Raw genomic sequence first — 25,080 nt, 5'->3', positions numbered from 1 at the left:
CGTCCCGGTCAGGTGCCGTCCTCGGTGAGGGTCGTGATGGGGAGCCAGTCAGCTCCGAGGAGCTGGGCGAGGTCGGCGAGGCCGGTGGTGTCGCCGCCCACGGTGTCGGAGGCAGCGGCGATCCGCTCCACCATCACCTTGCCGACCTGCTCCTCGACGGTGCCTTCGGCGTACGCGATGTGCCACGGCGAGACCTGGTGGTCGCGGTGGGTGCGGCCGGTCACCTGCCGTCCGGCGATGCCGGAGAAGCGCGCCTGGTGGAAGACACCGACCCGCGGCGCTGTGCTCGCACGGCGGCCGTCGGCGAGGGTCTCACCGGCGTGGAGGCTGATCGAGGCGACCGTGGTGAAGACGCAGACCGGCGCCTGCCCGGTCTGGAACCGGAGCCGCTCGGCCTCTGGGTCGAACCGGTCGCGACCGTAGATCGAGGCGACTTCGATGCCGAGGTCGCGCAGCCGGTCGGCGATCGGGTCGGCGGCGGTCGCGACGAACTCGACCGAGCACGCCACCTGTCGTTCGGCCTGGACCTGCTGGGCGATCCAGGCAACCGTCGAGTCGACGCGGATGAGCCCGGCCTTCTGCCGGAACCGCAGGAGGGCGGCCCGCCCCTTCGCCGTGTTGCGACCGCGCCGGGCGATGTCCATCTCACGACAGAACTCTCCCCACTCCGCCTCGTACGCCGTCCGCTCGGCCGGCGTGAGCGTCACGGGCATGCCCGAGATCGGGACCGGCCCCCAGGCCGCGGCGCGGTGCAGCATCGCCGGGGGCCGCTCCTCGTCGAGCCAGCCGCGCACGAGCTTGAGGTCAGCAGCCCGCCGCGCCGGGTCACTGGTCCACGTCGCACCGTAGCGTCCCGGTTCCACTCCGACGCCGTGGCGCTCCAGCGCCGCGGCGAAGACCTCCCCGGGTCGCGTCGTCGAGGTCCACTCCTTCATCGACTCCCCCATCACCTGCGCATAGGCCGGAGCTAGGTACGGCAGCTCGAGCGGCGTGTGTCCGGGCGTCGCGGTGGTCGCGATGACGAACGGTGCCTTGTCGTGCGGCTTTCCGTGTCCGGAGATCCGGGCCCAGAGCTTCCACCGCTTCGTCGTCGTACGTCGCAAGGCGTGGGCCTCGTCCGCGATGATCACATCCCAGGTGTGGTCCTTGACCTTGTCCAGCCTGTCCCACGTGATCACGACCCACTCCAGACCGCCGTCTCCCAGCGCCGTGATCGTGCGACACCAGTGGCCGATCGTGATCGCGGCGGGCCGGTCGGCCACCACGAGCACCCGTCGCGCACCCCGGAGGTCGCCCACCGCGGTGGCCCCGAGGACGGCGGAGATGGTCTTGCCCACACCAGGCTCGTCGGCGAGCAGGAACTGCTGCCCTCCCGCCGCGGCCCGCGCAGCGATCGCATCGGCTGCCTCGAACTGGATCCTGCGAGGCTCGAGCGCGTCTGTCGGCTCGGGGTTGGACGTCGGATCGTCAGGATTGAGCGTGTTCTCGATGAATCGACCGAGCGTGTAGGGACCCGGAGAATAGGGCGCGAGGTGCGCGGGCAGGGCGCGCCCGACGTACAGGTGCGTCTTGAGGGCAGGGTGCCAGATGGCGCCCTCGACCTGCGTCCCGTACGGCACATCCAGCACCCAGAGCCGCTCCCCCGGCCCGGCGGTCGGTAACGGCCGCTGTTGCTGTCGCGCGCCCCTCGGGCGCGAGGAAGCGCTGCGTCGACGAGCACTGGGTCGTCGAGAACTGGCCACCACCGGACGTTATCGCCGTCTCCCCCGCGAATAGAGCCGCCTCGCCCACGTCCGCAGCGCTGTAGAGCGCCTCACCGTATGGATGCCTCCTTGCCCGCATCCGTTGACGCCATTGCGGCGGAAAGACGTGCTCAGTCGGGTTCGGGCGGAGCAGCCGGATACTCGACTCCGAAGTGGTTTGCGATCACCGACGTGGTCTCGCAACCCCAATCGACGCGCTGAGCGATTGGCTCGTCCTCGAAACCGCTGTCGCACGCGCCGCTGCCGGATCCGCAGTCGCGATGGAGCATCAAGATGCGTCGGGCGAGAGGGTCGTCGATGGAGTTCAATCGACGCATCGCGTCGACCCATCGGGCCACTGGAGTGGGCCGATCATCGATTTCGTAAACGACGTCCATGTGAAGCCGTTGACTGGCTTCCTCGTCGTATTCGTACCGCGTCATGAAGGGACGCTACTTCGACCAACTGGCTGATCGCTCGCGAATCCACAGACGCGATCGTCTGGCGGATACCGCCCACCTCCCTGGGACCAGGGTCAGACACCGACAAGCGGCGAATCGACGCAGGTTCGACCCAAGCCCTTTCCCGCTCGGAGAGTGTCGCGTGCCGGGTCTGATGGAGGCTCTCATTCCACGGAAGGATGAGAGTCATGGCAGCACCGAGGAAGTACCCCGAGGAGCTTCGGGAGCGGGCGATCCGGATGGCGGTCGATCTGCGGCGTGACCCCGCGACCAGGAGCGGCGCGTTGCGTCGGGTGGGTGAGCAGCTCGGGATCAACCCCGAGACGCTGCGCAACTGGGTCCAGCAGACCGAGATCGACGAAGGTCATCGCCCCGGTGTGACCAGTGATGAGGCGAAGCGGATCGCCGAGCTCGAGCGTGAGGTCAAGGAATTACGACGGGCGAACGAGATCCTGCGGACGGCGTCGGCTTTTTTCGCCGCGGCGGAGCTCGACCGCAAGCTGAAGTGACCACCGCGGTGCTGGTCGACTATATCGACCAGCACCGCGACCAGTTCGGGGTCGAGCCGATCTGCACCGTCCTGCGCAAGGCCGGGACGCCGATCGCCCCGAGCACCTACTACGCCGCCAAGACCAGGCCACCGTCCGCGCGGGCGGTGGCCGACCAGGGTCACCTGGAGGTGATCCGGCAGGTGCACGCCGACAACTACGGCGTCTACGGGGTCCGCAAGATGCACGCCGAGCTGAACCGGCGCGACCACCGGATCGCCAGATGCACCGTGCACCGGCTGATGCGCGGCGACGGGCTACGTGGGATCAGTCGGGCCAAGGGCCCCAGGACCACCGTGCCGGGTGCCGGCCCGGACACCCGGCCGGACCTGCTGGACCGCGACTTCAAGGCGCCGGCACCGAACCGGGTCTGGGTCGCCGACATCACCTACTGCCGCACCTTCGCCGGCTGGGTCTACGCCGCGTTCGTCATCGACGTCTTCTCCCGCCGCGTGGTCGGGTGGCAACTCTCGAAGAGCCTGCGCACCGACCTGGCCCTGGACGCCCTCGAGATGGGGCTGTGGACCCGTCAGCACGCCGGCCAGGACACCACCGGGGTGATTGCGCATTCGGACAAGGGAGTCCAGTACCTCGCCGTGCGCTACACCCAGCGGCTGGCCGAAGCCGGGGCCGTCGCGTCGGTCGGATCCACCGGCGACTCTTACGACAACGCCCTGGCCGAGGCGTTCAACTCGCTGTTCAAGGCCGAACTGGTCCGCAACAAGGGCCCGTGGAAGAACATCGACGACCTCGAGATCGCGGTCGCGGAGTACATCGACTGGTTCAACCACCGACGTCTGCACGGCGAGATCGGACTCGTTCCTCCGGTCGAGTTCGAGGAGCAACACGACAGGCACAACCCCGCACCGGCTACCGTCGGCGCGTTAGTTCAGAGCCTCCACTGAACCCGGCACGCGACAGATCCTCGACTCACTGGCCGAGAGCCTCACCGGTGACCTCCATTCCCGCCCCGACCAGCTCGTAGAGCCGTACCGTCGCGGTGTACCGATGTCGAGGGCGTGGCAAAGCGTCGAGGGGGGTATCCGTTATGGGCCTGTTCAATAAAACCGAAGAAGAGCAGCAAGCGGCAGCAGCCGCTAAGGCGGCGAAGCAAGCCGAACGAGAGGCCGAAGCTTTCGCCGCCTCGCCTATCGGGCAGGCACGCACGGCGTTTCAGCAAGGAGACCGGCTCTTCCAGGTCGACTTCGAGGTCATGAGGCAGACGGCTGAGATCGTCGCGATGATGGGCAGCTTCAACACCAGTAGGGCCAACGACCCAACCGCGGTGCTCAATGGGATCGCAGCCGAAGGTTGGGATCTGATCACAGGCTCGTTCGTGTTCGTAGTGCAAGGCGAACAGAGCCGCGACAAGTTCTTGGCGTCTGGGCAGAACGTCGCTGTTAAGGGAGCCACCGTGGGCTATTACCTCTTCCGTCGAGCGGAGGAGAACCGCGTCACATCGCCGTCATAGTCGAGGGAGCAGGGCGTTGTCCGCCGTCAGGCACATCGCACCGCAACGCGGCGAAATGACGCGACGAGCGGTGACCGGATAACGGCCGTCCCCCGGCCACAGGCAAGCCCCTTCGACCACACCGCTCACTCGCCAGCACCCGACGTCGTACGTAGAAATGCCGTGAGCTGTCCCCACAGGCGTGCCCTGGCGCGTTGGTTCGACAGCGCCAAGGCGCCCGCAAGAGGCCCGTATATGGGTTCCGGGTCGTAGGGGACGAGGGACCCGATGCCGTGTCCAGCCTGCGGGTACGCAAGCAGCAGGCTCCGGCGGTGCACACCGTGCTGCTCGCGTCGAGAAACGATCGCGCGGGCGAAGGCGCACGAGTCCCACACCTGATCTGCGCCGCCGCAGACCAGCAGCATTGGCCCGTCGATGTCCTGCACCGGGATCACTGAGCGTGGGAACTCGTCGGGCCGCGGATCGTTGACCGTTCTCGTCCAGGGAACAGGCCGCCCCTGGAAGCTCCACGCAGATTCGCGTGCGGCCCGACTCGACGAGCCAGCCCCGCGGAGGCCCGCGTGAACGACCCCCGAAGGAACCACGGCGACGACGCCGTGGACCAGTCGCGGGTAGCGCACTGCGACCAGCTGTGCAGGTTCGCTGCCGCGAGAGACGCCAAGGACGTAGATGCGGCTGGGGTCGACACCGGGCTGCTTGCGCAGCCACCGGAGTGCTGTGGCGAAGTACTCCAACGGGATGTTCCTCAAGCTCTTCGGCAGGCCCGGCTTTCCGAAGTAGGCGACGGTCAGGGTGGGGTATCCCTCGGCCGCTAAGGCCGTGCCGGGGAGCTCCATGGAGTTGCCGCCCTCAGAACCCCCGAAGGCAAGGATCGCCGGCCGACTCTTGGAGGCACCTCGATCGGAGTGTCGGTAGAAGGCGCCATCGAAACCCTCCTTCGTGACTGACTGCTCGGTACGCCGCACACCCGGGCCCAGCTGGCGCAGGAACTCCGTCTGGGCCACGAGCTTGTCATCGGCGAGCACCTCGATGCGGAACTCCTGCGGTGACCCCGTCCAGAAGTAGTAGGCCGGCTCCGTGGACACGTCCTCCTGCTGGAGCGTCTCCAGCAGCCCCATGCCGTTCACGCCTTGGTAGGAACCTTCGAGCGCTCTCGCGTCGTCGAGCATGAGCGTGCCGTCCGTCGAGGAGCGAAACTGCGCCGACGACGTCCAGCGCACACCGTCACCGTCAACGGATGTCAGCGTGACGGTGTGAAGCCGTCGCGGCTCCAGACCGGTCACCGTCACCGAGACCGGATCCACGAGCCGTGACTGCGCCGGCACGACCCGTAGGGAGACTTGCGTGGGAACCTCGCTGGAATCGGGCTCCTCCGACGGCTGGCTACCTGTGCAGCCGGCTGTGAGGACGAGCGCCAGAGCGGTGAGCGTCCATGTGACGGCTTGGAGCTGCCCGCGCCACCCCTGCTTGCTCACGCGTAGAACGGTAGCGACTCTTCGGCGGTGAGGGGCCCATGCCACTCGCGCCGATCAGAGCGTGAACTCCACCTTGCGAGTCTCCACGTCAGCCGTGGTCAACCGCACCGAGACCTCCTCACCGACCGGCAACGGCCCACTCCCGACGACTCCCGCCTCGATGGCCGGTTCCTGCACGGTGACGTCGCCGCGGGTGTCGTCCTTCTCGTCGACCTCCACGACGACAGCCGAGAACTCCTCCCCCACCCTCGGCGCGAGCACGGCGGCCTCGACGAGGTTGAGGATCGCGTTCTCGTACTGGTTGGCCCGGCGACTCGACTCGCGCATGGTGTCGGGCAGCTCGTGCAGCTTCTCCAGCACCCAGCCCGGCACGTCCTGGTCGGCGCAGAGGGCCACGCAGATCTCCAGGGCGTAGCGGTCGACCAGGCGTCGCAGCGGCGCGGTCACGTGGGCGTACTCGGACGCCAGGGCGGAGTGCTGGGCCTGCTCGGGGAGCTCGCCGTCGAAACCGACGTAGCCCGACCCCCGCAGGATCCGGGTGCAGGCCACGACCATGGCGGCATGGTTGGGCTCGGCGGGGTCGAGCGAGCGGATGAAGTCGGGGTAGAGCTGCTCGGCGGGCCACTCGATCTTCAGGGCCTTCGCCGTGCGGTGCAGCCGGGTGATGTCACGGTGGTCGACCGGAGGAAGCGTGCGCAGCAGGCCCACCCGCGCATAGACCATCAGCGACGCCGCAGCGAAGCCGGTGAGCAGGGAGATCTGCGCGTTCCAGCTCTCCACCGGTGCCATCGAGCGGAACTCCAGCCGCCAGGTGCCGTCCTCGTCGACGATCTCCTGCTCGGGCAACGGCAGCGACACTCCCCCGCGCGCCGCCTCGCGAGCGATCCGGAGCTCACCGACCTCACGGAGGATCGTGAACATCTCGTCGGCGGTGCCGGCGTCGATCTCCTCCTGGAGGGACGCGTAGTCGAGCTTGGCGCGTGACCTCACCAGGGCCCGCTCGACGTTGGCGTCGGTGCCCTCGCCGGTGGCGTCGACCTTGATGGTCCACACGAGCGCAGGCCGCACCTCGTCGGGCAGCAGGGAGCCGGCGTCCTCGGAGATCACCTTGGGGTGCAGGGGGATCTTGGAGTCGGCGCCGTACAACGTCTCCCCTCGCCGGTTGGCCTCCACGTCGATCGGGTCGCCCGGCGTGATGAATGCGGTCAGGTCGGCGATCGCGTAGCGCACGACGTACCCGTCGCCGTCGCGCTCGAGGTACATGGCCTGGTCGAGGTCCTGGGCCGACTCGGGGTCGATGGTGACGAACGGGACGTGGGTCAGGTCGAGGTCGGGCAATCGGGGGGACGCCGCGGCCGCTGCTGCGGCGCGCTCGACGTCGTCGGGGAACTCGGTGCTGAGCCCCAACTCGGCCTGGATGGCAGCGATGCCCTCGCGCAGGCTCTCCGGCTGCACTGCATCGTCGCCGGCGCGGACACTGATCACGCGGTTGCTGGGCATGTCACGACCCTAACCAAGAGTCCCCACCTCCGCCGCCTACCCTTGCCGCGTGCTGATCCTGCTGCCCCCCAGCGAGGGCAAGACGACCCCGCGCCGAGGCAAGCCCCTCGACCTGGCGACGCTCTCCTCCCCCGGGCTCACGCCGGCGCGCCAGCAGGTCCTCGACGCGCTCGTCGCCCTCTCGGCCCGGCCGGACGCCGCCCAGGTGCTCGGTCTCGGCGCGACCCAGGCCGACCTCGTCGAGTCGAACGCCCGCCTCACCACCGCCCCGACGGCCCGCGCCGACCGCGTCTACTCAGGCGTGCTGTACGACGCCCTGGGCCTGGAGTCGCTGAGCCCCGCCGGGCGACGTCGGGCCACCGCGCGTCTGGCGATCACCTCGAGCGTCTTCGGCCTGGTGCGCCCCGGGGACCGCATCCCGTCCTACCGCCTCTCCGGCGACGTCACCCTCCCGGGGCTCGGTCCCGTCGCGGGGCTGTGGCGTGAGCACTTGGGCGAGGCGATGACCACCGCGCTCGGCAGCGGGCTGCTGGTCGACCTCCGCTCCGGCACCTATGCGGCGTTCTGGCGCCCCCCGGCCGAGCTGGGCCCGCGGGTGGCGACGGTGCGCGTCCTCCACGAGGCCGACGGGGTCCGCAAGGTGGTGAGCCACTTCAACAAGGCGACCAAGGGCCGGATCGTGCGTGCCCTGCTCGAGGACGGCGCAGCGCCGCGCACACCAGCCCGGCTGGCCGACGACCTGGTCCGCCTGGGGTGGAAGGTCGAGCTCGGCGAGTCCACACCGAAGGGCACCCAGCTCGACGTCGTCGTGACCGAGGTCTAGAGGCCGGACTCGTCGGTCCGCACCAGGATCCGCTGGCACTCCTCGCAGCGGATGACGTCGTCCTCGGGCGCCGAGCGGATGCGGGCGATCTCGGAGGCGTCGAGGGTGAGCTGGCAGCCGCCACACTCCCGGGCGCGCAGGTGGGCAGCCCCGACGCCCTTCTGCTCGCGCAGCCGCTCGTAGAGAGCGAGCAGGTCGCTGGGCAGCTCGTCGGCGGCAGGCTGGCGGTCACCGGTGACCTGGGCGAGCTTGGCGTCGATCTCGCGCTGCTTCTCGTCACGGGCTCCGATCAGCTCGGCGAGCCTCGCGTCCACGTCAGCGACGCGGATGGCCAGGCCGTCGAGGACCTGCTGGGCCTCCTCGAGCTGCTCCATGACCTCGAGCTCGGCGTCCTCCAGCGTGTTGATGCGGCGCTCGAGGGAGACGAGCTCGTGCTGCATCCGCTCCAGGTCCTTGGGATTGGTGATCTGGCCGGTTTCCATGCGGTTGCGGTCGCGCTCGCGGCGGGTCTTGACCTGCTCGACCTCGCGGTCGGCCTTCTTCTGCTCGGCCGTGAGGTCGTCGACGACGATGCGCGCGTCCCGCTGCTGGTCGCCGATCTGCTGCCGCTCCGCCTCCAGGCTCTCGATCTCGCCGATCTCGGGCAGGTGGGCCCGCTGGTGCCGCAGCTGGGCGGCACGGGAGTCGAGCTCCGCGAGCTCGAGCAGCTTGAGCTGGTGGGCGGGATCGGCCTTCAACGGCTCTCCTCGGAGTGGATCAGGGGCGGAACTGCCAGGGATCGGTGCAGCGGGTGCTGACCCGGGTCTCGACCCTATCGCCCAGTGCCTCGACCGCCCGCGCCTCCACCACCGGCAGCCACGTCCACTCGGCGGCCCAGTGGGCCACGTCGATGAGCGCGGGACCACTGCCGGCGAACGCAGTGGCCTCGAGGAACTCCCCGGCGCGGTGGTGCCGCAGGTCGCTGGTCACATAGACGTCGACGTCGTCCCTGCCCACGAACCGGTCGAGCAGGAAGTCCCCGGACCCGCCACAGACGGCGACGCGCCGGACGCGCCGCTCCCGGTCACCGGCCACCCGGACGCCGTGTGCGGTGTCGGGCAGCGCGGCCGCCACCCTGGCGGCGAAGTCGGCGAGCGACTGCTCCTCGACCTCCCCGACCCTCCCGGTGCCGGTCGAGGCGAGCCCCGGGTCGGCCAGGGGCACCAGGTCGAAGGCGGGCTCTTCGTAGGGGTGGGCGTCGAGCAGGGCCCGCACGACCGAGCCACGCAGCGAGCGCGGCAGCACGCTCTCGATCCGCACCTCCTCGACGACCTCAAGCGAACCGACCGACCCGATCGCCGGGTCGGCGCCCTCGAGCGGCCGGAAGCGGCCCTCGCCTGGCATCGAGTAGGTGCACGAGTCGTAGTCGCCGAGAGCGCCGGCACCCGCCGCGGTGACTGCCTGTCGTACGGCGTCCGCTGCCGCCAGCGGCGCGAACACCACGAGCTTGTCGATCGGGCCCGAGGGCGCAGGCACGATCGGCGACAGGTCGCGCAGGCCCAGCGCGTGGGCCAGCGCCTCGGAGACCCCGCCCACCGCCTGGTCGGCATTGGTGTGGGCGGTGAGCAGGGCGCACCCGGCGCTCGACAGCGTGTGCAGGACGCGACCCTTGGGGGTGTCCGCCGCCACGCCGTGCACCGCGGTCAGGAACAGCGGGTGGTGCACGACCAGCAGGTCAGCCCCCCACTCGACCGCCTCGCGCGCGACCTCGAGCGTCGGGTCGACCGCGAACATGACCTTGCCGACGCCGGCCTCGGGATCGCCCGTGACGAGACCCACCGCGTCCCAGGAGTCGGCCGTGGCCGGGGGGTACCACCCGTGGATCAGGTCGACGACGTCACGCAGGGTCGATGGGGTCCGGTCAGGCATGGGGGCAGGCTAGTTGACCTGCCGCTCGGCGCCTTCCCAGTAGGCCTGCCGGAGCTTGAACTTCTGCAGCTTGCCCGTCGCGGTGCGCGCCAGCTCGTCGCGGAACTCCACGCTCGTCGGGGCCTTGTAGCCGGCTGCCCTGTCCTTGCACCAGGCGATGAGGTCGGCCTCGCTCGCTTCCTGGCCTTCCGCCAGGACGACGAGCGCCTTGATCGTCTCGCCCCACTTCTCGCTGGGCACCCCGATGACGGCGACCTCTGCCACGGCCGGGTGGGAGAAGAGCACGTCCTCCACCTCGATGGAGGAGACGTTCTCGCCACCGGTGATGATCACGTCCTTCTTGCGGTCCTTGATGATGAGGTAGCCGTCCTCGCCGACGGTCCCGCCGTCGCCGGTGTGGAACCACCCGTCGACCAGGGCGCGGTCGGTCTCGTCGGGGCGCTCCCAGTAGCCCTCGAGGATCACGTTGGAGCGCGCGAGCACCTCGCCGTGCTCGTCGACCCGCAGGGAGACCCCGATCGCCGGCGCGCCCGCACGCACCAGCTTGGCCGCGCGCTCCTCGGCCGGCAGGTCGTCCCACTCTGCGCGGGAGCGGTTGATCGTCAGCAGGGGCGAGGTCTCGGTGAGGCCGTAGATCTGGACGAACTCCCAGCCGAGCTCCTCCTCGACGCGCACGATCGTCCTCGTCGGAGGCGGCGCCCCGGCCACGATGATCCGCACCTTGTCCCGCCCGGGGATCTCGCCCTCCCAGGTCGCGGCGGCATCCAGGACTGCGGCCACGACGGCGGGCGCCGCGCACATCACCGTGATGCCGTGCCGCTCGACGCGTCGCAGGATCTCGGCACCGTCGATCTTGCGGATGACGACCTGGGGCACGCCCAGGCCCGTCATGGCGAACGGCATCCCCCAGCCGTTGGCGTGGAACATCGGGAGGGTGTGGAGGTAGACGTCACGATCGGTGACGCCTGCGTGCAGTCCGAAGGTGACGGCGTTGGTCCACAGGTTGCGGTGGGTCAGCTGGACACCCTTGGGACGCGCCGTCGTCCCGGAGGTGTAGTTGATCGTCGCCGTCGCGTTCTCGTCCGGCTCCCACGGCCTCGGCTCGACGCCGGGCGCGGCGAACATCGCCTCGTCGTCGCCGATCACGAACTTGTGCTCCACGTCGATGTCACGCAGGGAGTCGGCGAGCTCGGGATCGATGTAGAGGACCCGGGCTCCCGACTGCGCGACGATGTAGGCGATCTCGTCGGGCCGCAGGCGGAAGTTGATGGGCACCAGGATGCGTCCCGAGCCGCACACGCCGAAGAACGACGTCAGCAGGCGTGAGCTGTTGTGCGAGATGACCGCGATGCGGTCCCCGACCTCCATCCCGAGCTCGTCGAGCCTGGCGGCCTGTCGTCGCGCCAGGTCGTGGACCTCGGCATAGGTCAGGTCCGGGAGGGGCTCGGCGGGCTGGTCCGGCTCGTCCACGAAGCCGACACGCTCGCCGTAGACGGACGAGGCACGGACCAGGAAGTCGTTCACGCTGAAGGGCACGTACATGCAGCAACTGTGGCACGCGCCACCGCTCGCGGGCGAGGGTCGTTCGGCGGACGGCGGCCCTGTGGCGACGAGCGGCGCGTGCCGGGAGATGAGAGGACTCTCATCCACCACTCACCTCGGTCCCACCATCGGGCAGGATCATGTCCCCATGCCCTTCTGGAAGCTCCTCCTCGTCCCCCTGGGCGTCCTCGTCATCGCGGGGGCCTACGCCGCCGGTGTGCTCGCGGAGAGCCCGGCCGCCCCGACGCAGCTCGCGCCGATCGTCCTGCAGGACGAGGCCGAGCAGGCTGTTCCAAGCGAGCGGGGCGAGCGGCGCCAGGACGGGCCTCGACGGGGGAAGCCGGCCGAGCCGACGCCTGAGGCGACGCGCGAGGCCTCTCCTGAGGTGGAGGATGATGACGACGAGGATGACGACGTCCGGGTCGTGATCCCCGAGCCCACCGAGGTCGACGATCGAGAAGATGACCGTGAGGACCGGGGTGACGACAGCCGGGACGACGACGACTGACGTGACGTCCCAGCGCCCGGCCGCGCCCGCAGCCGGGCAGCGGCCGCGACCGCAGTGGCTCCGGTCGGTGCGGACGCGCATCGTGGTCACGATCATGGTGCTCACGTCCTTGGCGATGCTGGGGGCAGGGGTCGTCGTCTACGCCCTCGAGTCCGACCGGATCGACCAGCGTGCGCGCGCCCAGATCGAGCAGGAGGTCGCGGAGCTGCGAGAGCTGAGCCACGACCCCCTCACCGGCGAGCGTTTCCGGGACGTCCAGCGGCTCCTGGAGGTCTTCTTGAGCCGCAACGTCCCCGACGACGACGAGATGCTCGTGGGCTACGCCGAGGGTGACGCGACCCTCCGCACCCGCAACCGCCACGGGGAGGACGTCCTGGAGGACCCGGCCTACCGCTCCGAGCTGGAGCGCCTCATCGAGGACGGCGGGTTCGGCACGCTGCAGCACGACCGGTACGGCGAGATCTGGCTCACCGTGGTGCCCATGCAGACCCAGGACGCGGCGGGTCGCACGACCGACTCCGGGGCACTGGCCCTGGTCACGTTCCTCGACGACGAGCACGAGGAGCTCAACCGCACGATGACGACCTACGCGGTGGTGGCCTTCGTGAGCGTCCTGCTCATCGCCCTGATCGCGGCCTTCCAGTCCGGTCGGTTGCTGGCTCCCCTACGGCGCCTGCGCGAGACGGCGGAGGAGATCACCGAGACGGGTCTCGACCGCCGCATCCCCGAGAGCGGCAACGACGACATCACCGCTCTCACGAGGACCATCAACGGGATGCTCGACCGGCTGGAGTCGGCCTTCGTCGGGCAGCGGCAGTTCCTCGACGACGCGGGGCACGAGCTCAAGACGCCGCTCACGGTGCTCCGCGGCCACCTGGAGCTCGTCGACCCGACCGACACCGCAGACGTGGCAGCCACCCGCGAGCTGCTCCTGGAGGAGGTCGACCGGATGGGGCGTCTCGTCGGTGACCTGATCCTGCTGGCCAAGAGCCGGCGACCAGACTTCGTCACCCTCGAGGAGGTCGACCTGGCCGACCTCACCGAGACGGTCCTGGCCAAGGCCCGCGCGCTCGGCGACCGCGAGTGGGTCCTCGACGAGGCCCCTCGCGAGACCGTCAGCCTCGACCAGCAGCGCATCACCCAGGCGATGCTGCAGCTGGCGGACAACGCCGTGAAGCACACCGACGTCGGCGACACGGTGGCCGTCGGGTCGGCGGTCGAGGCCGACGTCGTACGCCTGTGGGTGCGTGACAGCGGCGACGGCATCCCGCCCGCCGACCGCGAGGCGGTGCTCGAGCGCTTCGCTCGCAGCCGCGTCCGCTCCGGCGACGAGGGCTTCGGTCTCGGCCTCAGCATCGTGGCAGCGATTGCCGACGCGCACGGCGGTGGTGTACGCATCGAGGACGCCCGGCCGTCACCCGGGGTCCACGTCGAGATCCGAGTCCCACGGAGGGGTGAGCAGACGTGGCCCAGATCCTGATCGTCGAGGACGAGGCACGCATCGCGTCCTTCGTCGCCAAGGGGCTCAAGGCCGAGGGCCACCAGCCCACGGTCGTGGGCGACGGGCAGGCGGGCCTCGACGAGGCACTCTCCGGCCGCTACGACCTGATGGTCCTCGACATCGGCCTGCCCGGGCTGGACGGCTTCGAGGTCCTCGACCTGCTGCGAGCCCAGGGCAGCCGCATGCCGGTCATCGTGCTCACCGCCCGCGACTCGGTCGGCGACACGGTCTCGGCCCTGGACGGCGGGGCCGACGACTACATGGCCAAGCCCTTCCGCTTCGCCGAGCTGCTCGCCCGCGTGCGGCTGCGCCTGCGCCAGGCCGGCGACGGCCCCGGCGGCGCCTTCGAGGACACGCTGAGCGTCGGCGGTGTCCGGCTCGACCGGCGCACCCGCGTCGCCCAGGTCGACGGACGCGACCTCGAGCTCTCAGCCCGCGAGTTCGCCCTGGCCGAGATCTTCATGCTCAACCCCGGTCAGGTCCTCACCCGCGAGCAGCTGCTTGACCACGTGTGGGGCTACGACTTCGACCCCGGGTCCAACGTGGTGGACGTCTACGTCGGCTACCTGCGCCGCAAGCTGGGAGGCAACGCGATCACCACCGTCCGTGGGGTCGGCTACCGCTTCACCGCACCTTGAATCCCGCGAGCGAGCCGCGGGGCTGGCGGGCCAGCACGGGCTCGAGGGCGTCGACGACCTCGTGCGGCAGGGGGCGCCGCGCGGGGTCGCGCTGCAGCGACGCCGTGATCACCTCGACGACCTCTCCGGGCACTCCGGCCGGCAGCGCGGCCGGTTCCTCGGCCACCTGCGGGAACCGATCGACCAGAGCGTCGGCGTCGGGGTCGCCGTTCCGGAACGCGCGCTCCCCGGAGACCGCCTCGAACAGGGTGGCCCCCAGGCCCCACACGTCACTGGCGTGGGTGGGCGGGTTGGTCTCCCCCGGGTCGCACTGCTCCGGCGACATGTAGGCATCTGTGCCGATCGGGTGGCGCAGGTTGCGGGCGTCGCCCTCGGGGCGCGCCACCGACAGGTCGATGAGGCGCGCCGGCGAGCCCATGATGACGTTGCTGGGCTTGATGTCGAGGTGCGTCCACCCGACGTGGCGCAGGTAGTGCAGCGCCGAGGCCACGTCGATGGCCAGCGGAAGGTACTGCTGCTCCTGCAGCGGACCGTAGCGTCGGATCAACGTCGAGAGCCTGGGCCCCTCGATGTGCTCGAGCACGACGTGTGGCCGCGGCCCGTCGTCGTCGTGGCGCAGGCCGCGTACGACGACGGGGTGGTTCACCCTCGCCAGCGCCTCCACCTCGCGGCGCAGTCCGCGCCGCGAGGAGGAGGAGTCCAGCTGGTTCGGGCGCAGCAGCTTCACCACGACGGACGAGTAGGTCACTTCGTCGAAGGCCAGCCACGCCTCGTACGACGCACCGCCCCCCAGCCTGCGCAGCCCGGTGAGGTCCGGCGTGAGGGCGTCACCCTCGGTGAAGCCCCACGAGTCGGCCCGCTGCCTGGTCTCCGTCATGGTCATGGTCAGCCGCGGGTGTCGTTGCGGCTGCGGTCGTTCGTCGAGTTCGCCGACCAGTCGCGCTTCTTCTTGTCGGTCTTGCCGTCGCGGGTCCAGTCGCGGGTCTTGTCGCCACGGCTGCGGTCCTTGTCGCGGCTAACCTTGGAGTAGCGCGAGTTGGTGTTGTCGTTGCTCTCCCGCGACTGGCCGGTGCGGGTGTCCGTGTCGTCGTCGTTGGTGTCGTCGTCATCGTCGTCGGCCACGAGCACGAGCTCGACCTGGTCCTCCTCCCGCTTGACGGCGTCATCAGCCGCCTGGACCGTGGGGGCCTGCATGCCGATCAGGCCGATGACTGTCGCGCTCGCAACGCCGAGCAGAGCAGTGGGGATGAGCTTTCTCATGGCAGTTCCTCTCGTCGGGGCCGGCTGGCCCGGTGGACGAGGACTACGTTGCTCCGCCGGCGTGAGGGGCCCGTGAGGCGCCGATGAGAGGCCTCTCATGAAGGCCGATCCGAGACGTGCTGGGTGCGTCGGGACGGTTTCGAACCGCCGACCGCTCGGGTGTAAACCGAGTGCTCTACCGCTGAGCTACCGACGCGCGGCGCATCACCCTACATCGGACAAAATGAAGTCGAGCTGCTGGCGTCTCGGGTCACCAGCAGCTCGACAACCACGAGATTACGCGACCGGTCCAAGGTCGTCATCACTTCAACCAAAATCGCCGAGAACTTTCGATTGGTCTAGACCACTTTGCCGAGCTGGACGAGGTGCTCGTCCAGGTCACGGCCCTCGGGGTTGGCGTTGTGCACCGCCCAGCGGAGATTGCCGTCGAGGTCGACGACGTACGACGAACGCCGCGGCCGCCCCTTCACCTCGTCGAACACCTCGTAGCGCGAGGAGACCTCTCCATGGGGCCAGAAGTCCGAGAGGAGAGGGAAGTTGAGTCCCTCGGCGTCCGCGAACGCGCGCAACGAGTAGACCGGGTCGCACGAGATCGCGAGCACCTCGGTGTCGAAGGTCAAGAACTCGTCGAGCCGGTCGCGCACGCCCGCCAGCTCGCCTGTGCACACCCCGGAGAACGCGTAGGGGTAGAACAGGATCACCACGGCCTTGCGACCTGCGAACGAGCTCAGTGTGACGTCCTGCCCGAACTGGTCGCGCAGGGTGAAGTCGGGTGCCGGTCCGCCGAGCTCGAGACCGGCCCCGGTCACGCTTCCTGCCACTCGGCGAGCTCCCGCTTGAGGATCTTGCCGGTGGCGTTGCGCGGGATCTCCTCGAGGAAGACCACCTCGCGCGGGACCTTGAACCGGGCGAGGTGGGCCTTCACGTGGTCCTTGAGGTCTGCCTCGGACACCGGTCCGTAGACGGAGACGAAGGCGCGCAGGCGCGTGCCGAACTCGGGGTCATCCACACCGACGCACGCAGCCTCGGCGACTGCCGGGTGGTTCACCAGGCAGTCCTCCACCTCCTTGGGGAAGACGTTCTCTCCCCCGGAGACGATCATCTCGTCGTCGCGCCCCTCGATCACCAGGCGACCCTCGTCGTCGAGGTAGCCCACGTCTCCGGTGCTCATGAGGCCGTCGATGACCTCCTTGTTGCCACCGCCGGTGTAGCCGTCGAAGAGCATCGAGTTGCCGGCGAAGATGCGTCCCGTCGTCCCGGCCGGCACCTCCTTGCCGAGCTCGTCGAGGAGCTTGACCGTGGTGGTGGCCGCGGGGCGGCCCGACGTGTGCGGGTGCGCCCGCATGTCCTCCGGGGTCGCGATGCTCACCAGGGACACCTCGGTGGAGCCGTAGATGTTGTAGAGGTTGTCGCCGAAGGCGTCCATCCACGCGGTCGCGAGCTCGCCGGGGAGCGAGGACCCGGAGGCGGCGACGACCTTCAGGTGCGGGAGGTCGTAGGAGTCGAGCGTCTCCTTGGGCAGCGACAGCGCCCGCGTGAGCATCACGGGGATGACGATGGCGGCGTCGCACTCGTGGTGCTTGAGCACGTCGAGGAAGGACTTCGCCTCGAAACGACGGGTCAGCACCGCGGTGTTGCCCATCAGCAGGATGATGAGGAACTGGCTCAGGCCCCAGAAGTGGAAGAGCGGCGCGGCGTCGTGGACCCTCCACCCGGACTTGTAGGGCACCCGCTCGAGGAGACCGACAGGTACGTCGATGTGGGCGGCGCCGCGGGCGGCGCCCTTGGGCGTGCCGGTGGTCCCGGAGGTGAGGATGACGAGCTTGCCCATCTCCTTGGGAGCGCGCCGCTTGCTGCGCGAGCCCCTGTCGATGGCGTGCTCGATGGTGTCGACGCCGGTCGGCGCGCTCGTCCCCTCGACCCACGCCAGCATCCGGGGAACCTTGAATCCCGAGCGGTCGACGAGCTCGGAGAACTCCTCGTCGAGGATCATCATCTTCGCGCCCTCGCGCTCGCAGACCTCCTTGAGCTGGCGGCCCGAGAACGAGGTGTTGATGAGCAGGGCATGGGCGCCGAGCTTGGTGACGGCGACCGCCGCCACGATGAATCCGCTGTGGTTGCGGGCCATGAGCGCCACACCGTCGCCCTCGCCGATGCCTTCGCGCGCCAGCGAGTCAGCCAGCGCGTTGCTGCGCTCGTCGAGCTCGCGGTAGGTCAGGGACCCCCGGTCGTCGATCACCGCGACGCGCTTGGGGAACCGCGCGACGGCCGCACCCCAGGTCCCGGCGAGCCCGAGGCCGTTGCCGGCCACGGCGCGGCCGAGCTTCAGCAGTGTCACCGGACCGAAGGGCCGGACGACGCCGGCCTTGCGGAAGACCGAGACCGGGCTCGGCGCGCTCTCGGACTTGGAATCGGCAGTGTGCTTGCTCATCGGGTGGTGCCTCCTGCAACGTGAAAAGTTGGCCCACCGTACCCGGGTTGCGGTGTGGCTGCTCCGGATCTCAGTGCTTGGGGGCGACCAGCTTGGTGGCGGACCAGTCCGCCGAGACCGCGATCGTGGTCGTCGTGGAGAGACCCGCGATCGGAGCCGCCTCCGCCACGTCCGCAGGATCCACCGTGTTGGGCCGACCCACCTTGGGCGTGAACAGCCAGATGGAGCCACCTGCGACGAGGTCCGTCAAGGAGTCCACCAGACCGTCGACCAGGTCGCCGTCGCCGGCGCGCCACCACAGCACGACGGCGTCCACGACGTTGCCGTAGTCACCGTCCACCATGTCCGCGTCGATCGCGTCCTCGATGGCGACCCTGAGCTCGTCGTCGGTGTCGTCCTCCCAGCCGAGCTCTTGAATCACCATCCCGGGCTTGAAGCCCAGGCGCGCTGCGGCACCTGCTGCCGGGGCGGCTCCGCCACCCACCGTCGAGCTCACGCCACGCCTCCGTTCGTAGATTTCTCTCGTCACCGTGCTGATTGCACGTCCCCGCTCGCGCGGAGTGGGGTGTAGTCCACCGGAGTTGAGGCACTGACGCAACCCTGTCCCGTCCCACGGGCGGCACGGCCGCCTGCATCGGCGTACTCGCGGGTAGATTTCGCGGCTCGTCGCACCATGCAACGATGAAGGCGTGAGTGAAGACGTCGACACCAGCACGAAGCCCGAGTCGAGCCCGCAGCACGCGCCCAGGGCGGTGATCCACGAGGGCCTGCCGACCCAGCTCCCTGACATCGACCCCTCCGAGACACAGGAGTGGCTGGAGTCCTTCGAGGCGATGATCGACGAGCGCGGTCGCTCCCGGGCGCGCTACGTCATGCTCCGCCTGCTCGAGCGCGCCCGCGAGAAGCAGGTCGGCGTCCCTGCCCTGCGCTCCACCGACTACATCAACACCATTCCTCCCGAGCACGAGCCGTGGTTCCCCGGCGACGAGGACATCGAGCGCCGCATCCGCGCCTTCATCCGGTGGAACGCCGCGGTGATGGTCTCCGACGCCAACCGACCCGGGCTCGAGGTGGGCGGCCACATCGCGACCTACCAGTCGGCTGCCTCCCTCTACGAGGTCGGCTTCAACCACTTCTTCCGCGGCAAGGACCACGAGGGCGGTGGTGACCAGGTCTTCATCCAGGGCCACGCCTCCCCCGGCATCTACGCCCGCGCCTTCCTCGAGGGCCGGCTCAGCGAGGAGCAGATGCTGAACTTCCGCCAGGAGGTCCAGCACGGCCCGGGCAAGGGGCTCCCCTCCTATCCCCACCCGCGCCTGATGCCCGACTTCTGGGAGTTCCCCACGGTCAGCATGGGCCTCACGGCCCTCAGCTCGATCTACCAGGCGCGGTTCAACAAGTACATGCACAACCGCGGCATCAAGGACACCAGCCAGCAGCACGTGTGGGCGTTCCTCGGCGACGGCGAGATGGGCGAGCCGGAGTCCCTCGGCGCCATCTCGCTCCCCGCCCGCGAGGAGCTCGACAACCTCACGTTCGTCATCAACTGCAACCTCCAGCAGCTCGACGGCCCGGTGCGCGGCAACGGCAAGATCATCCAGGAGCTCGAGTCCGTCTTCCGCGGCGCCGGCTGGAACGTCGTCAAGGTGATCTGGGGCCGCCAGTGGGACGAGCTCCTGGCCAAGGACGTCGACGGCGTGCTCGTCAACGCCATGAACAGCACCCCCGACGGCGCCTTCCAGACCTTCTCCGTCGAGGACGGCGCCTACAACCGCGAGCACTTCTTCGGGCAGGACCCGCGACTGCGCGAGATGGTCGCCCACATGTCTGACCGCCAGATCGAGAAGCTGCCGCGCGGCGGCCACGACTACCGCAAGGTCTACGCCGCGTTCGACGCAGCGACCAAGCACGTCGGGCAGCCGACCGTGATCCTCGCCCACACCATCAAGGGCTGGACCATCGACGCGTTGGCCGGCAAGAACGCCACGCACCAGATGAAGAAGCTCAACCTCGAGAGCCTCAAGCTCTACCGCGACCGTCTCTACCTGCCGATGAGCGACAAGCAGATCGACGACGCCTACGAGTCCAACAAGACGGCCCCGTTCTTCCACCCGGGCGACGACTCCCCCGAGATCCAGTACATGCTCGAGCGGCGCGCCCAGCTCGGCGGCTCCCTGCCCAAGCGGGTCGACCGGAGCAAGCCGCTGAAGCTGCCCGGCGACGCTGTCTACTCAGAGCTCAAGCAGGGCTCGGGCAAGAACAAGATCGCCACCACCATGGCGGCGGTGCGCCTGCTGCGCGACTGGATGAAGGACCCGGAGATCGGCCAGCGCATCGTCCCGATCGCTCCCGACGAGTTCCGCACCTTCGGCATGGACTCGATGTTCCCGAGCGCCAAGATCTACAACCCCGGTGGCCAGCAGTACGAGTCCGTCGACCGCAAGCTGCTGCTCAAGTGGCGCGAGTCCGAGGAGGGCCAGATGCTCCACGAGGGCATCTCCGAGGCGGGCGCCCTGGCGTCGGCCACCGCGGCAGGCTCGGCGTACTCCACCCACGGCGAGCACATGATCCCGTTCTACATCTTCTACTCGATGTTCGGGTTCCAGCGCACCGGCGACTCGATCTGGGCGATGGCCGACCAGATGGCGCGCGGCTTCCTCATCGGGGCCACCGCCGGCCGCACCACGCTCACCGGCGAGGGACTCCAGCACGCCGACGGCCACTCCCCGCTCCTTGCGGCGACCAACCCTGCGGTCGTCCACTACGACCCCGCGTTCGCCCACGAGGTCTCCCACATCATGCAGTCCGGCCTCGAGCGCATGTACGGCGCAGGCGCTGACGGCAGCGGGCCCGAGAACGTCATCTTCTACGTCACGGTCTACAACGAGCCGATCTCGATGCCGCCCGAGCCCGAGGGGATCGACGCCGACGCCCTGCTCAAGGGCATCTACAAGTACGCCGACGGAGAGGGCGACGGGCCGCGTGTCCAGCTCCTCGCCTCCGGCGTCGGCTTCCCGTGGATCCAGCAGGCCCAGCAGCTGCTCGCCGATGACTGGGGCGTGCGCGCCGACCTCTGGTCGGTCACCTCGTGGAACGAGCTGGCCCGCGACGCCATCGACACCGAGCGCGACCGGTTGCTCGACCCCGCGTCGCCGGGTCGCGAGCCCTTCGTGACCAAGCAGCTCAGCGGGGCCGGGGGTCCCTTCGTCGCAGTGAGCGACTTCATGCGGGCCGTGCCGCTCCAGATCGCGCGATGGGTCCCCGGTGACTACCGCGTCCTCGGCGCCGACGGGTTCGGATTCGCCGACACCCGCCCGGCCGCTCGCCGCTTCTTCAACATCGACGCCGAGTCAGTCGTCGTCCAGGCGCTCCAGGCCCTCGCCGACGCGGGCGAGGTGCGGCCCGAGGCGGTCACCGAGGCCTTCGCCAAGTACCGGATCGACGACCCCACGGCCGTGAGCGGCATCGCGCAGGAGGGTGGCGACGCCTGACCGGGCGGACGCCTCCGTCACCGCGCCGCGCCGCCGCAGCCCTGCGCGGCTCGTCGGGTGCGCTCAGCACCGCGGCGACGGCCCAGATGGCGGCCGAGCTGCCGTGGTTCTCCACCCTGAGCGCCCAGCACCGCTCGTGGGTGGGGCTCATCGTCCAGGCCGGCATCCGCGGCTTCGTCGACTGGTACGACGCCGAGTCACGTGGGGCTGACGAGCCCCAGGCCAACGCGGGCACCCTGGCCTCCTCGGTGTTCGGAGCCGCGCCGCGCGAGCTGACCGGGGTGATCACGCTCCAGCAGACGGTCGAGCTGGTCCGGCTGAGCATCGCCGTGGTCGAGGCCAACATCGACGACCTCGTCGATCCCGACGACGTGGGCGACGTGCGCAGTGCTGCGCTGCGCTACGCCCGCGAGGTCGCGTTCGCGACGGCGGAGGTCTACGCCCGTGCTGCGGAGTCACGAGGCGCCTGGGACGCTCGGCTCGAGGCGCTCGTGGTGGACTCGGTGGTGCGCGCAGAGGCCGACGAGACGGTGCTCTCGCGCGCCAGCGCCCTGGGGTGGGGTGCCCACGGCGACGTGGCGGTCGTGCTGGGGGCGGTTCCCCCGCACCGCAGCGAGGTCGACGTCTTCGCGGCCGTACGACGCTCGGCCCACGAGGCAGGCATGGACGCGCTGTGCGCGACGGCCGGTGACCGTCTCGTCGTGGTGCTCGGTGGGGTGAGCGAACCCCACAAGGCCGCCGGCCACGTGGTCGAGCACTTCGGTGACGGTCCGGTCGTGGTCGGGCCGGTGACCGCTGACCTGAGCCACGCCCACGCGTCGGCGCGCGACGCCCTCTCCGCCCATCGCGCCGCCCTGGGGTGGCCGGAGGCCCCGCGTCCTGTCGGCAGCCTCGAGCTTCTGCCCGAGCGCGCTCTGTCCGGCGACGGCCACGCCCGACGTCATCTCGTCGACGAGGTCTACCTGCCGCTGGTCGGTGCACGCGGGACGCTGCTGGAGACGCTGACGGCCTGGCTTGCGCACGGCGCCTCGATCGAGGGCACCGCACGCGCTCTCTTCGTCCATCCCAACACCGTGCGCTACCGCCTGCGCCAGATCGAGGAGCTCACCGGGTGGTCCCCCACCAAGCCGCGTGACGCCCTCATCCTGCAGATCGCCGTGATCCTCGGGCGCCAGTCCGGACGAACGCCCCGCGACTGATTCTTGTAGGAACCCTACAGAGTTTCGGGTGCGTGTTTCGTTCGCCTCAGACGTCCGCCCCGGGTGTCGAACCCGGCAGAGTGGACCTGTGCTCGTCATCGTCGCCCCCGGACAGGGGGCCCAGACTCCAGGGTTCTTGACCCCATGGCTCGAGGACCCCCGGTTCGCCGCTCGGTTCGACTGGCTGGCGACCGTGGCGGGGCTAGACCTGGCCCACTACGGCACGCAGGCCGACGAGGCCACCATCCGCGACACCAGGATCGCCCAGCCGCTCCTCGTCGCGACCGGTCTGGTGGCCGCCCTCGATCTCTTCCCCCATCCGGCTGACGCCTTCGCCCGCATCGGCGCCGTCGCCGGTCACAGCGTCGGCGAGCTCACGGCCGCAGCGGGCGCCCGTGCGATCACCGCGGAGCAGGCGATGGTGCTCGTCCGCGAGCGCGGCGCCGCCATGGCCAGGGCCGCGGAGTCGACCCCCACGGGGATGACGGCCGTCCTGGGGGGTGACCGGGACGACGTTCTCGCCACGCTCGAGCGACACGGACTGACCGCCGCCAACGACAACGGACCGGGACAGGTCGTCGCGGCCGGCACCACCGCCCAGCTCGAGGCGCTGGCCGCCGACCCTCCTGCCAAGGCACGCCTGGTCCCGCTCAGCGTGGCGGGCGCGTTCCACACCTCCCACATGGCACCGGCCGTCGACCGGCTCAAGACGCTCGCGCTCTCGGTGTCGACCCACGACCCCCGCACCCCGGTGATCTCCAACCGCGACGGTCAGGTCGTGCACGACGGACGCGACGTCGTCCGCCGCATCGTCGGGCAGGTCTCCACCCCGGTTCGCTGGGACCTGTGCCTGGAGACCATGAGCGACCTGGGCGTCACCGGCATCATCGAGATGCCTCCGGCCGGCACCCTCACCGGCATCGCCCGGCGCGCCCTGAAGGGCGTGGAGACGTTCGCCCTGAAGACCCCCGACCAGCTCGACGACGCCCGGGCGTTCGCCGACAAGCACGGCGAGGCCTCCCTCATCGAGACCTCGCCCACGTGGCGGATGGTGGTCTCTCCGGCCAAGGGCACCTTCCACCTCGACCCGGCCGCCGCCGGAGCACTCGACCTGGCGCCCGACTCCGCCCTCGGCGAGGTCGCCAGCCTCCGAGACCGCACCACGGTCACCGCCGCCCATGGCGGCCAGGTGGTGGAGTGGCTCGTCGAGGACGGCGACCTCGTCTCCCCCGGCCAGCCGCTGCTGCGGCTCCACCCTCGGGCAGGCAGCTGATGGCCGCCCTGCTCCCCTCGACCGGTGCCGCCCACGCCGCCCTCCTCGGCGTGGGCGCCCACCGGCCCTCACGGGTCGTCCCCAACTCCGAGATCGTCGACGCCATCGACTCCAGCGACGAGTGGATCCAGCAGCGTTCGGGCATCAAGGAGCGGCGATTCGCCGAGGACCACGAGACGGTCCAGATGATGAGCGTGGCTGCGTCGCGTGCCGCGCTGGAGCGCGCCGGCATCGAGGCCGCCCAGATCGACTGCGTCGTCGTCGCCACCGTGAGCCACCTGCTCCAGACGCCCGCCATCGCCCCTGCCATCGCGAGCGAGCTGGGGACCGACCACGCCGCGGCCTTCGACATCTCCGCCGCGTGCGCGGGCTTCTGCCACGGCGTCGCACTGGGCTCCGACCTGGTCCGCGCGGGTAGCGCCACCCACGTGCTGGTCATCGGGGTCGAGCGGCTGTCCGACATCACCGACAGCCATGACCGGGGAACGGCCTTCATCTTCGCCGACGGTGCCGGCGCTGCCGTGGTCGGTCCGAGCGACACCCCTGGCATCGGCCCGGTCGTGTGGGGCTCCGACGGCGAGCAGTACGACCTCATCCGTCAGCGTGAGGACTGGCGCGATGTCGTCGGCACTCCCGAGGCGCCCGGGTCCGGCCTCATGCCCCACCTGTCGATGCAGGGCAACCAGGTGTTCCGCTGGGCCGCCTTCGAGATGGGCAAGATCGCCCAGGAGGCCCTCGACCGGGCCGGGCTGTCCATCGACGACCTCGACGTGTTCGTCCCCCACCAGGCCAACATGCGCATCATCGACGCGATGGCTCGATCCATGAAGCTACCGAGCCACGTCCGAATCGCTCGGGACATCGCAGAGTCGGGCAACACCTCGGCCGCGTCCGTGCCGATGGCGCTCGAGCGCATGATCGCCGAGGGCGAGGCCCGCAGCGGCGACACGGCGCTCCTGGTCGCGTTCGGGGCCGGGCTCGCCTACGCCGCCCAGGTCGTCGTGGTCCCCTGACCGACCTGTTCACAGTTCACCCGCAACACCCACCACAGAAGGGAAGGCCCATGGCCACCACCGAAGAGATCCGCTCCGACCTCGCCGACATCGTCAACGAGGTCGCCGGCGTCGACGCCGACGACGTCCAGCTGGACAAGTCCTTCGTCGACGACCTCGACGTCGACTCGCTCTCCATGGTCGAGGTCGTCGTGGCCGCCGAGGAGAAGTTCGGCGTGACGATCCCCGACGACGAGGTCAAGAACCTCAAGACCGTCGGCGACGCCGTGGCCTACATCGAGCGGGCTCAGGGCTGA

The 25,080-nt window shown here is 69.9% G+C and carries 23 protein-coding genes, 1 tRNA gene and 1 other annotated feature; of the genes, 11 read left to right on the top strand and 13 right to left on the bottom strand.

What is annotated here, in order from left to right; all coding sequences use genetic code 11:
* Nucleotides 1–8: 8 nt before the first annotated feature.
* Both EXE58_RS15205 and EXE58_RS15200 read right to left on the bottom strand, forming a co-directional pair.
* A complete protein-coding gene (locus tag EXE58_RS15205; protein ID WP_208544038.1) occupies nt 9–1,628 on the bottom strand; it encodes a DEAD/DEAH box helicase in 1,620 nt (539 codons plus the stop codon).
* A 245-nt stretch (nt 1,629–1,873) separates the two neighbouring features.
* Nucleotides 1,874–2,185, bottom strand: a complete 312-nt coding sequence (locus EXE58_RS15200; RefSeq protein WP_135268659.1) for a hypothetical protein — start codon at nt 2,183–2,185, stop codon at nt 1,874–1,876.
* Between the two features lie 206 nt (nt 2,186–2,391).
* Between EXE58_RS15200 and EXE58_RS15195 the strand changes: the two genes are divergently transcribed.
* A protein-coding gene (locus EXE58_RS15195) for an IS3 family transposase (RefSeq protein ID WP_425271653.1) occupies nt 2,392–3,656 on the top strand; the annotation gives its coding sequence in 2 pieces (ribosomal slippage) (nt 2,392–2,671 and nt 2,671–3,656; 1,266 coding nt in all).
* Nucleotides 2,670–2,813 (top strand) — a sequence feature (AL1L pseudoknot). It overlaps the preceding gene by 144 nt.
* Nucleotides 3,657–3,799: 143 nt before the next feature.
* The gene (locus EXE58_RS15190; RefSeq protein WP_135268658.1) at nt 3,800–4,222 is read left to right on the top strand and encodes a hypothetical protein; all 423 of its coding nucleotides are present in this window, start codon (nt 3,800–3,802) and stop codon (nt 4,220–4,222) included.
* 125 nt (nt 4,223–4,347) lie between these two features.
* Here EXE58_RS15190 and EXE58_RS15185 read toward each other — a convergent pair whose 3' ends face one another.
* Together EXE58_RS15185 and EXE58_RS15180 are read right to left on the bottom strand one after the other, a co-directional pair.
* Nucleotides 4,348–5,697, bottom strand: coding sequence for an acyl-CoA thioester hydrolase/BAAT C-terminal domain-containing protein (locus EXE58_RS15185; RefSeq protein ID WP_167288932.1), 1,350 nt, complete (start codon nt 5,695–5,697; stop codon nt 4,348–4,350).
* 54 nt (nt 5,698–5,751) lie between these two features.
* Nucleotides 5,752–7,197 carry an RNB domain-containing ribonuclease gene (locus EXE58_RS15180; RefSeq protein WP_135268656.1) on the bottom strand — a complete coding sequence of 482 codons (1,446 nt, stop codon included), beginning with the start codon at nt 7,195–7,197 and terminating at the stop codon, nt 5,752–5,754.
* 49 nt (nt 7,198–7,246) lie between these two features.
* Between EXE58_RS15180 and yaaA the strand changes: the two genes are divergently transcribed.
* Nucleotides 7,247–8,020: a peroxide stress protein YaaA gene (yaaA, locus tag EXE58_RS15175; protein WP_135268655.1), complete on the top strand. Its 774-nt coding sequence runs from the start codon at nt 7,247–7,249 to the stop codon at nt 8,018–8,020.
* Here the strand turns inward: yaaA and EXE58_RS15170 are convergent.
* From EXE58_RS15170 to EXE58_RS15160, 3 genes are read right to left on the bottom strand one after another with little or no spacing between them, the layout of a single operon-like run.
* On the bottom strand, nt 8,017–8,757 hold the full coding sequence (locus EXE58_RS15170) for a zinc ribbon domain-containing protein (RefSeq protein ID WP_135268654.1): 741 nt from the start codon (nt 8,755–8,757) through the stop codon (nt 8,017–8,019). The two genes, yaaA and EXE58_RS15170, sit on opposite strands and share 4 nt — an antisense overlap.
* A 19-nt stretch (nt 8,758–8,776) precedes the next feature.
* Nucleotides 8,777–9,928 (bottom strand): Nif3-like dinuclear metal center hexameric protein, encoded by a 1,152-nt coding sequence (locus EXE58_RS15165; RefSeq protein WP_135268653.1) that lies wholly within the window; start codon nt 9,926–9,928, stop codon nt 8,777–8,779.
* A 9-nt stretch (nt 9,929–9,937) separates the two neighbouring features.
* The gene (locus EXE58_RS15160) at nt 9,938–11,470 is read right to left on the bottom strand and encodes an AMP-binding protein (RefSeq protein ID WP_135268652.1); all 1,533 of its coding nucleotides are present in this window, start codon (nt 11,468–11,470) and stop codon (nt 9,938–9,940) included.
* A gap of 148 nt (nt 11,471–11,618) precedes the next feature.
* Between EXE58_RS15160 and EXE58_RS15155 the strand changes: the two genes are divergently transcribed.
* The 3 genes from EXE58_RS15155 to EXE58_RS15145 are packed head-to-tail and all read left to right on the top strand — an operon-like array spanning nt 11,619 to nt 14,117.
* Nucleotides 11,619–11,978, top strand: a complete 360-nt coding sequence (locus tag EXE58_RS15155; RefSeq protein ID WP_135268651.1) for a hypothetical protein — start codon at nt 11,619–11,621, stop codon at nt 11,976–11,978.
* On the top strand, nt 11,932–13,458 hold the full coding sequence (locus EXE58_RS15150) for a sensor histidine kinase (protein WP_135268650.1): 1,527 nt from the start codon (nt 11,932–11,934) through the stop codon (nt 13,456–13,458). Before EXE58_RS15155 ends, EXE58_RS15150 begins: the two co-directional genes overlap by 47 nt.
* On the top strand, nt 13,443–14,117 hold the full coding sequence (locus EXE58_RS15145) for a response regulator transcription factor (RefSeq protein WP_135268649.1): 675 nt from the start codon (nt 13,443–13,445) through the stop codon (nt 14,115–14,117). The genes EXE58_RS15150 and EXE58_RS15145 overlap by 16 nt, the downstream gene beginning before the upstream one ends.
* On the opposite strand, the gene EXE58_RS15140 is transcribed toward EXE58_RS15145, so the two are convergent.
* The 6 genes from EXE58_RS15140 to EXE58_RS15115 all read right to left on the bottom strand — a co-directional run bounded on the left by EXE58_RS15140 (nt 14,104) and on the right by EXE58_RS15115 (nt 18,304).
* Complete coding sequence (locus EXE58_RS15140) at nt 14,104–14,994, bottom strand: serine/threonine-protein kinase (protein ID WP_135268648.1); 891 nt, start codon at nt 14,992–14,994, stop codon at nt 14,104–14,106. The genes EXE58_RS15145 and EXE58_RS15140 overlap by 14 nt on opposite strands.
* A gap of 8 nt (nt 14,995–15,002) precedes the next feature.
* Nucleotides 15,003–15,377, bottom strand: a complete 375-nt coding sequence (locus EXE58_RS15135) for a hypothetical protein (RefSeq protein WP_135268647.1) — start codon at nt 15,375–15,377, stop codon at nt 15,003–15,005.
* A gap of 124 nt (nt 15,378–15,501) precedes the next feature.
* Nucleotides 15,502–15,573, bottom strand: a tRNA-Val gene (locus EXE58_RS15130).
* Nucleotides 15,574–15,715: 142 nt separating this feature from the next.
* Nucleotides 15,716–16,186, bottom strand: coding sequence for a peroxiredoxin (locus tag EXE58_RS15125; RefSeq protein ID WP_135268646.1), 471 nt, complete (start codon nt 16,184–16,186; stop codon nt 15,716–15,718).
* On the bottom strand, nt 16,183–17,808 hold the full coding sequence (locus EXE58_RS15120; protein ID WP_135268645.1) for an AMP-binding protein: 1,626 nt from the start codon (nt 17,806–17,808) through the stop codon (nt 16,183–16,185). The genes EXE58_RS15125 and EXE58_RS15120 overlap by 4 nt, the downstream gene beginning before the upstream one ends.
* Nucleotides 17,809–17,878: 70 nt before the next feature.
* Nucleotides 17,879–18,304, bottom strand: coding sequence for a DUF3052 domain-containing protein (locus tag EXE58_RS15115; protein ID WP_135268644.1), 426 nt, complete (start codon nt 18,302–18,304; stop codon nt 17,879–17,881).
* Between the two features lie 193 nt (nt 18,305–18,497).
* Between EXE58_RS15115 and aceE the strand changes: the two genes are divergently transcribed.
* The 5 genes from aceE to EXE58_RS15090 all read left to right on the top strand — a co-directional run bounded on the left by aceE (nt 18,498) and on the right by EXE58_RS15090 (nt 25,080).
* The gene (aceE, locus tag EXE58_RS15110) at nt 18,498–21,299 is read left to right on the top strand and encodes a pyruvate dehydrogenase (acetyl-transferring), homodimeric type (protein WP_135268643.1); all 2,802 of its coding nucleotides are present in this window, start codon (nt 18,498–18,500) and stop codon (nt 21,297–21,299) included.
* A gap of 86 nt (nt 21,300–21,385) precedes the next feature.
* Nucleotides 21,386–22,498, top strand: a complete 1,113-nt coding sequence (locus tag EXE58_RS15105; protein ID WP_135268642.1) for a PucR family transcriptional regulator — start codon at nt 21,386–21,388, stop codon at nt 22,496–22,498.
* 88 nt (nt 22,499–22,586) lie between these two features.
* A complete protein-coding gene (locus EXE58_RS15100; protein WP_135268641.1) occupies nt 22,587–23,771 on the top strand; it encodes an acyltransferase domain-containing protein in 1,185 nt (394 codons plus the stop codon).
* Entirely contained in the window at nt 23,771–24,784 is a 1,014-nt protein-coding gene (locus EXE58_RS15095) for a beta-ketoacyl-ACP synthase III (RefSeq protein WP_135268640.1), read from the top strand. The genes EXE58_RS15100 and EXE58_RS15095 overlap by 1 nt, the downstream gene beginning before the upstream one ends.
* Nucleotides 24,785–24,834: 50 nt before the next feature.
* A complete protein-coding gene (locus tag EXE58_RS15090; RefSeq protein ID WP_135268639.1) occupies nt 24,835–25,080 on the top strand; it encodes an acyl carrier protein in 246 nt (81 codons plus the stop codon).

The organism is Nocardioides seonyuensis (genome assembly GCF_004683965.1).
Taxonomy (GTDB): domain Bacteria; phylum Actinomycetota; class Actinomycetes; order Propionibacteriales; family Nocardioidaceae; genus Nocardioides; species Nocardioides seonyuensis.
Note: the sequence above shows the minus strand (reverse complement) of the source record. Positions and strands in the feature narration are given on the sequence as shown.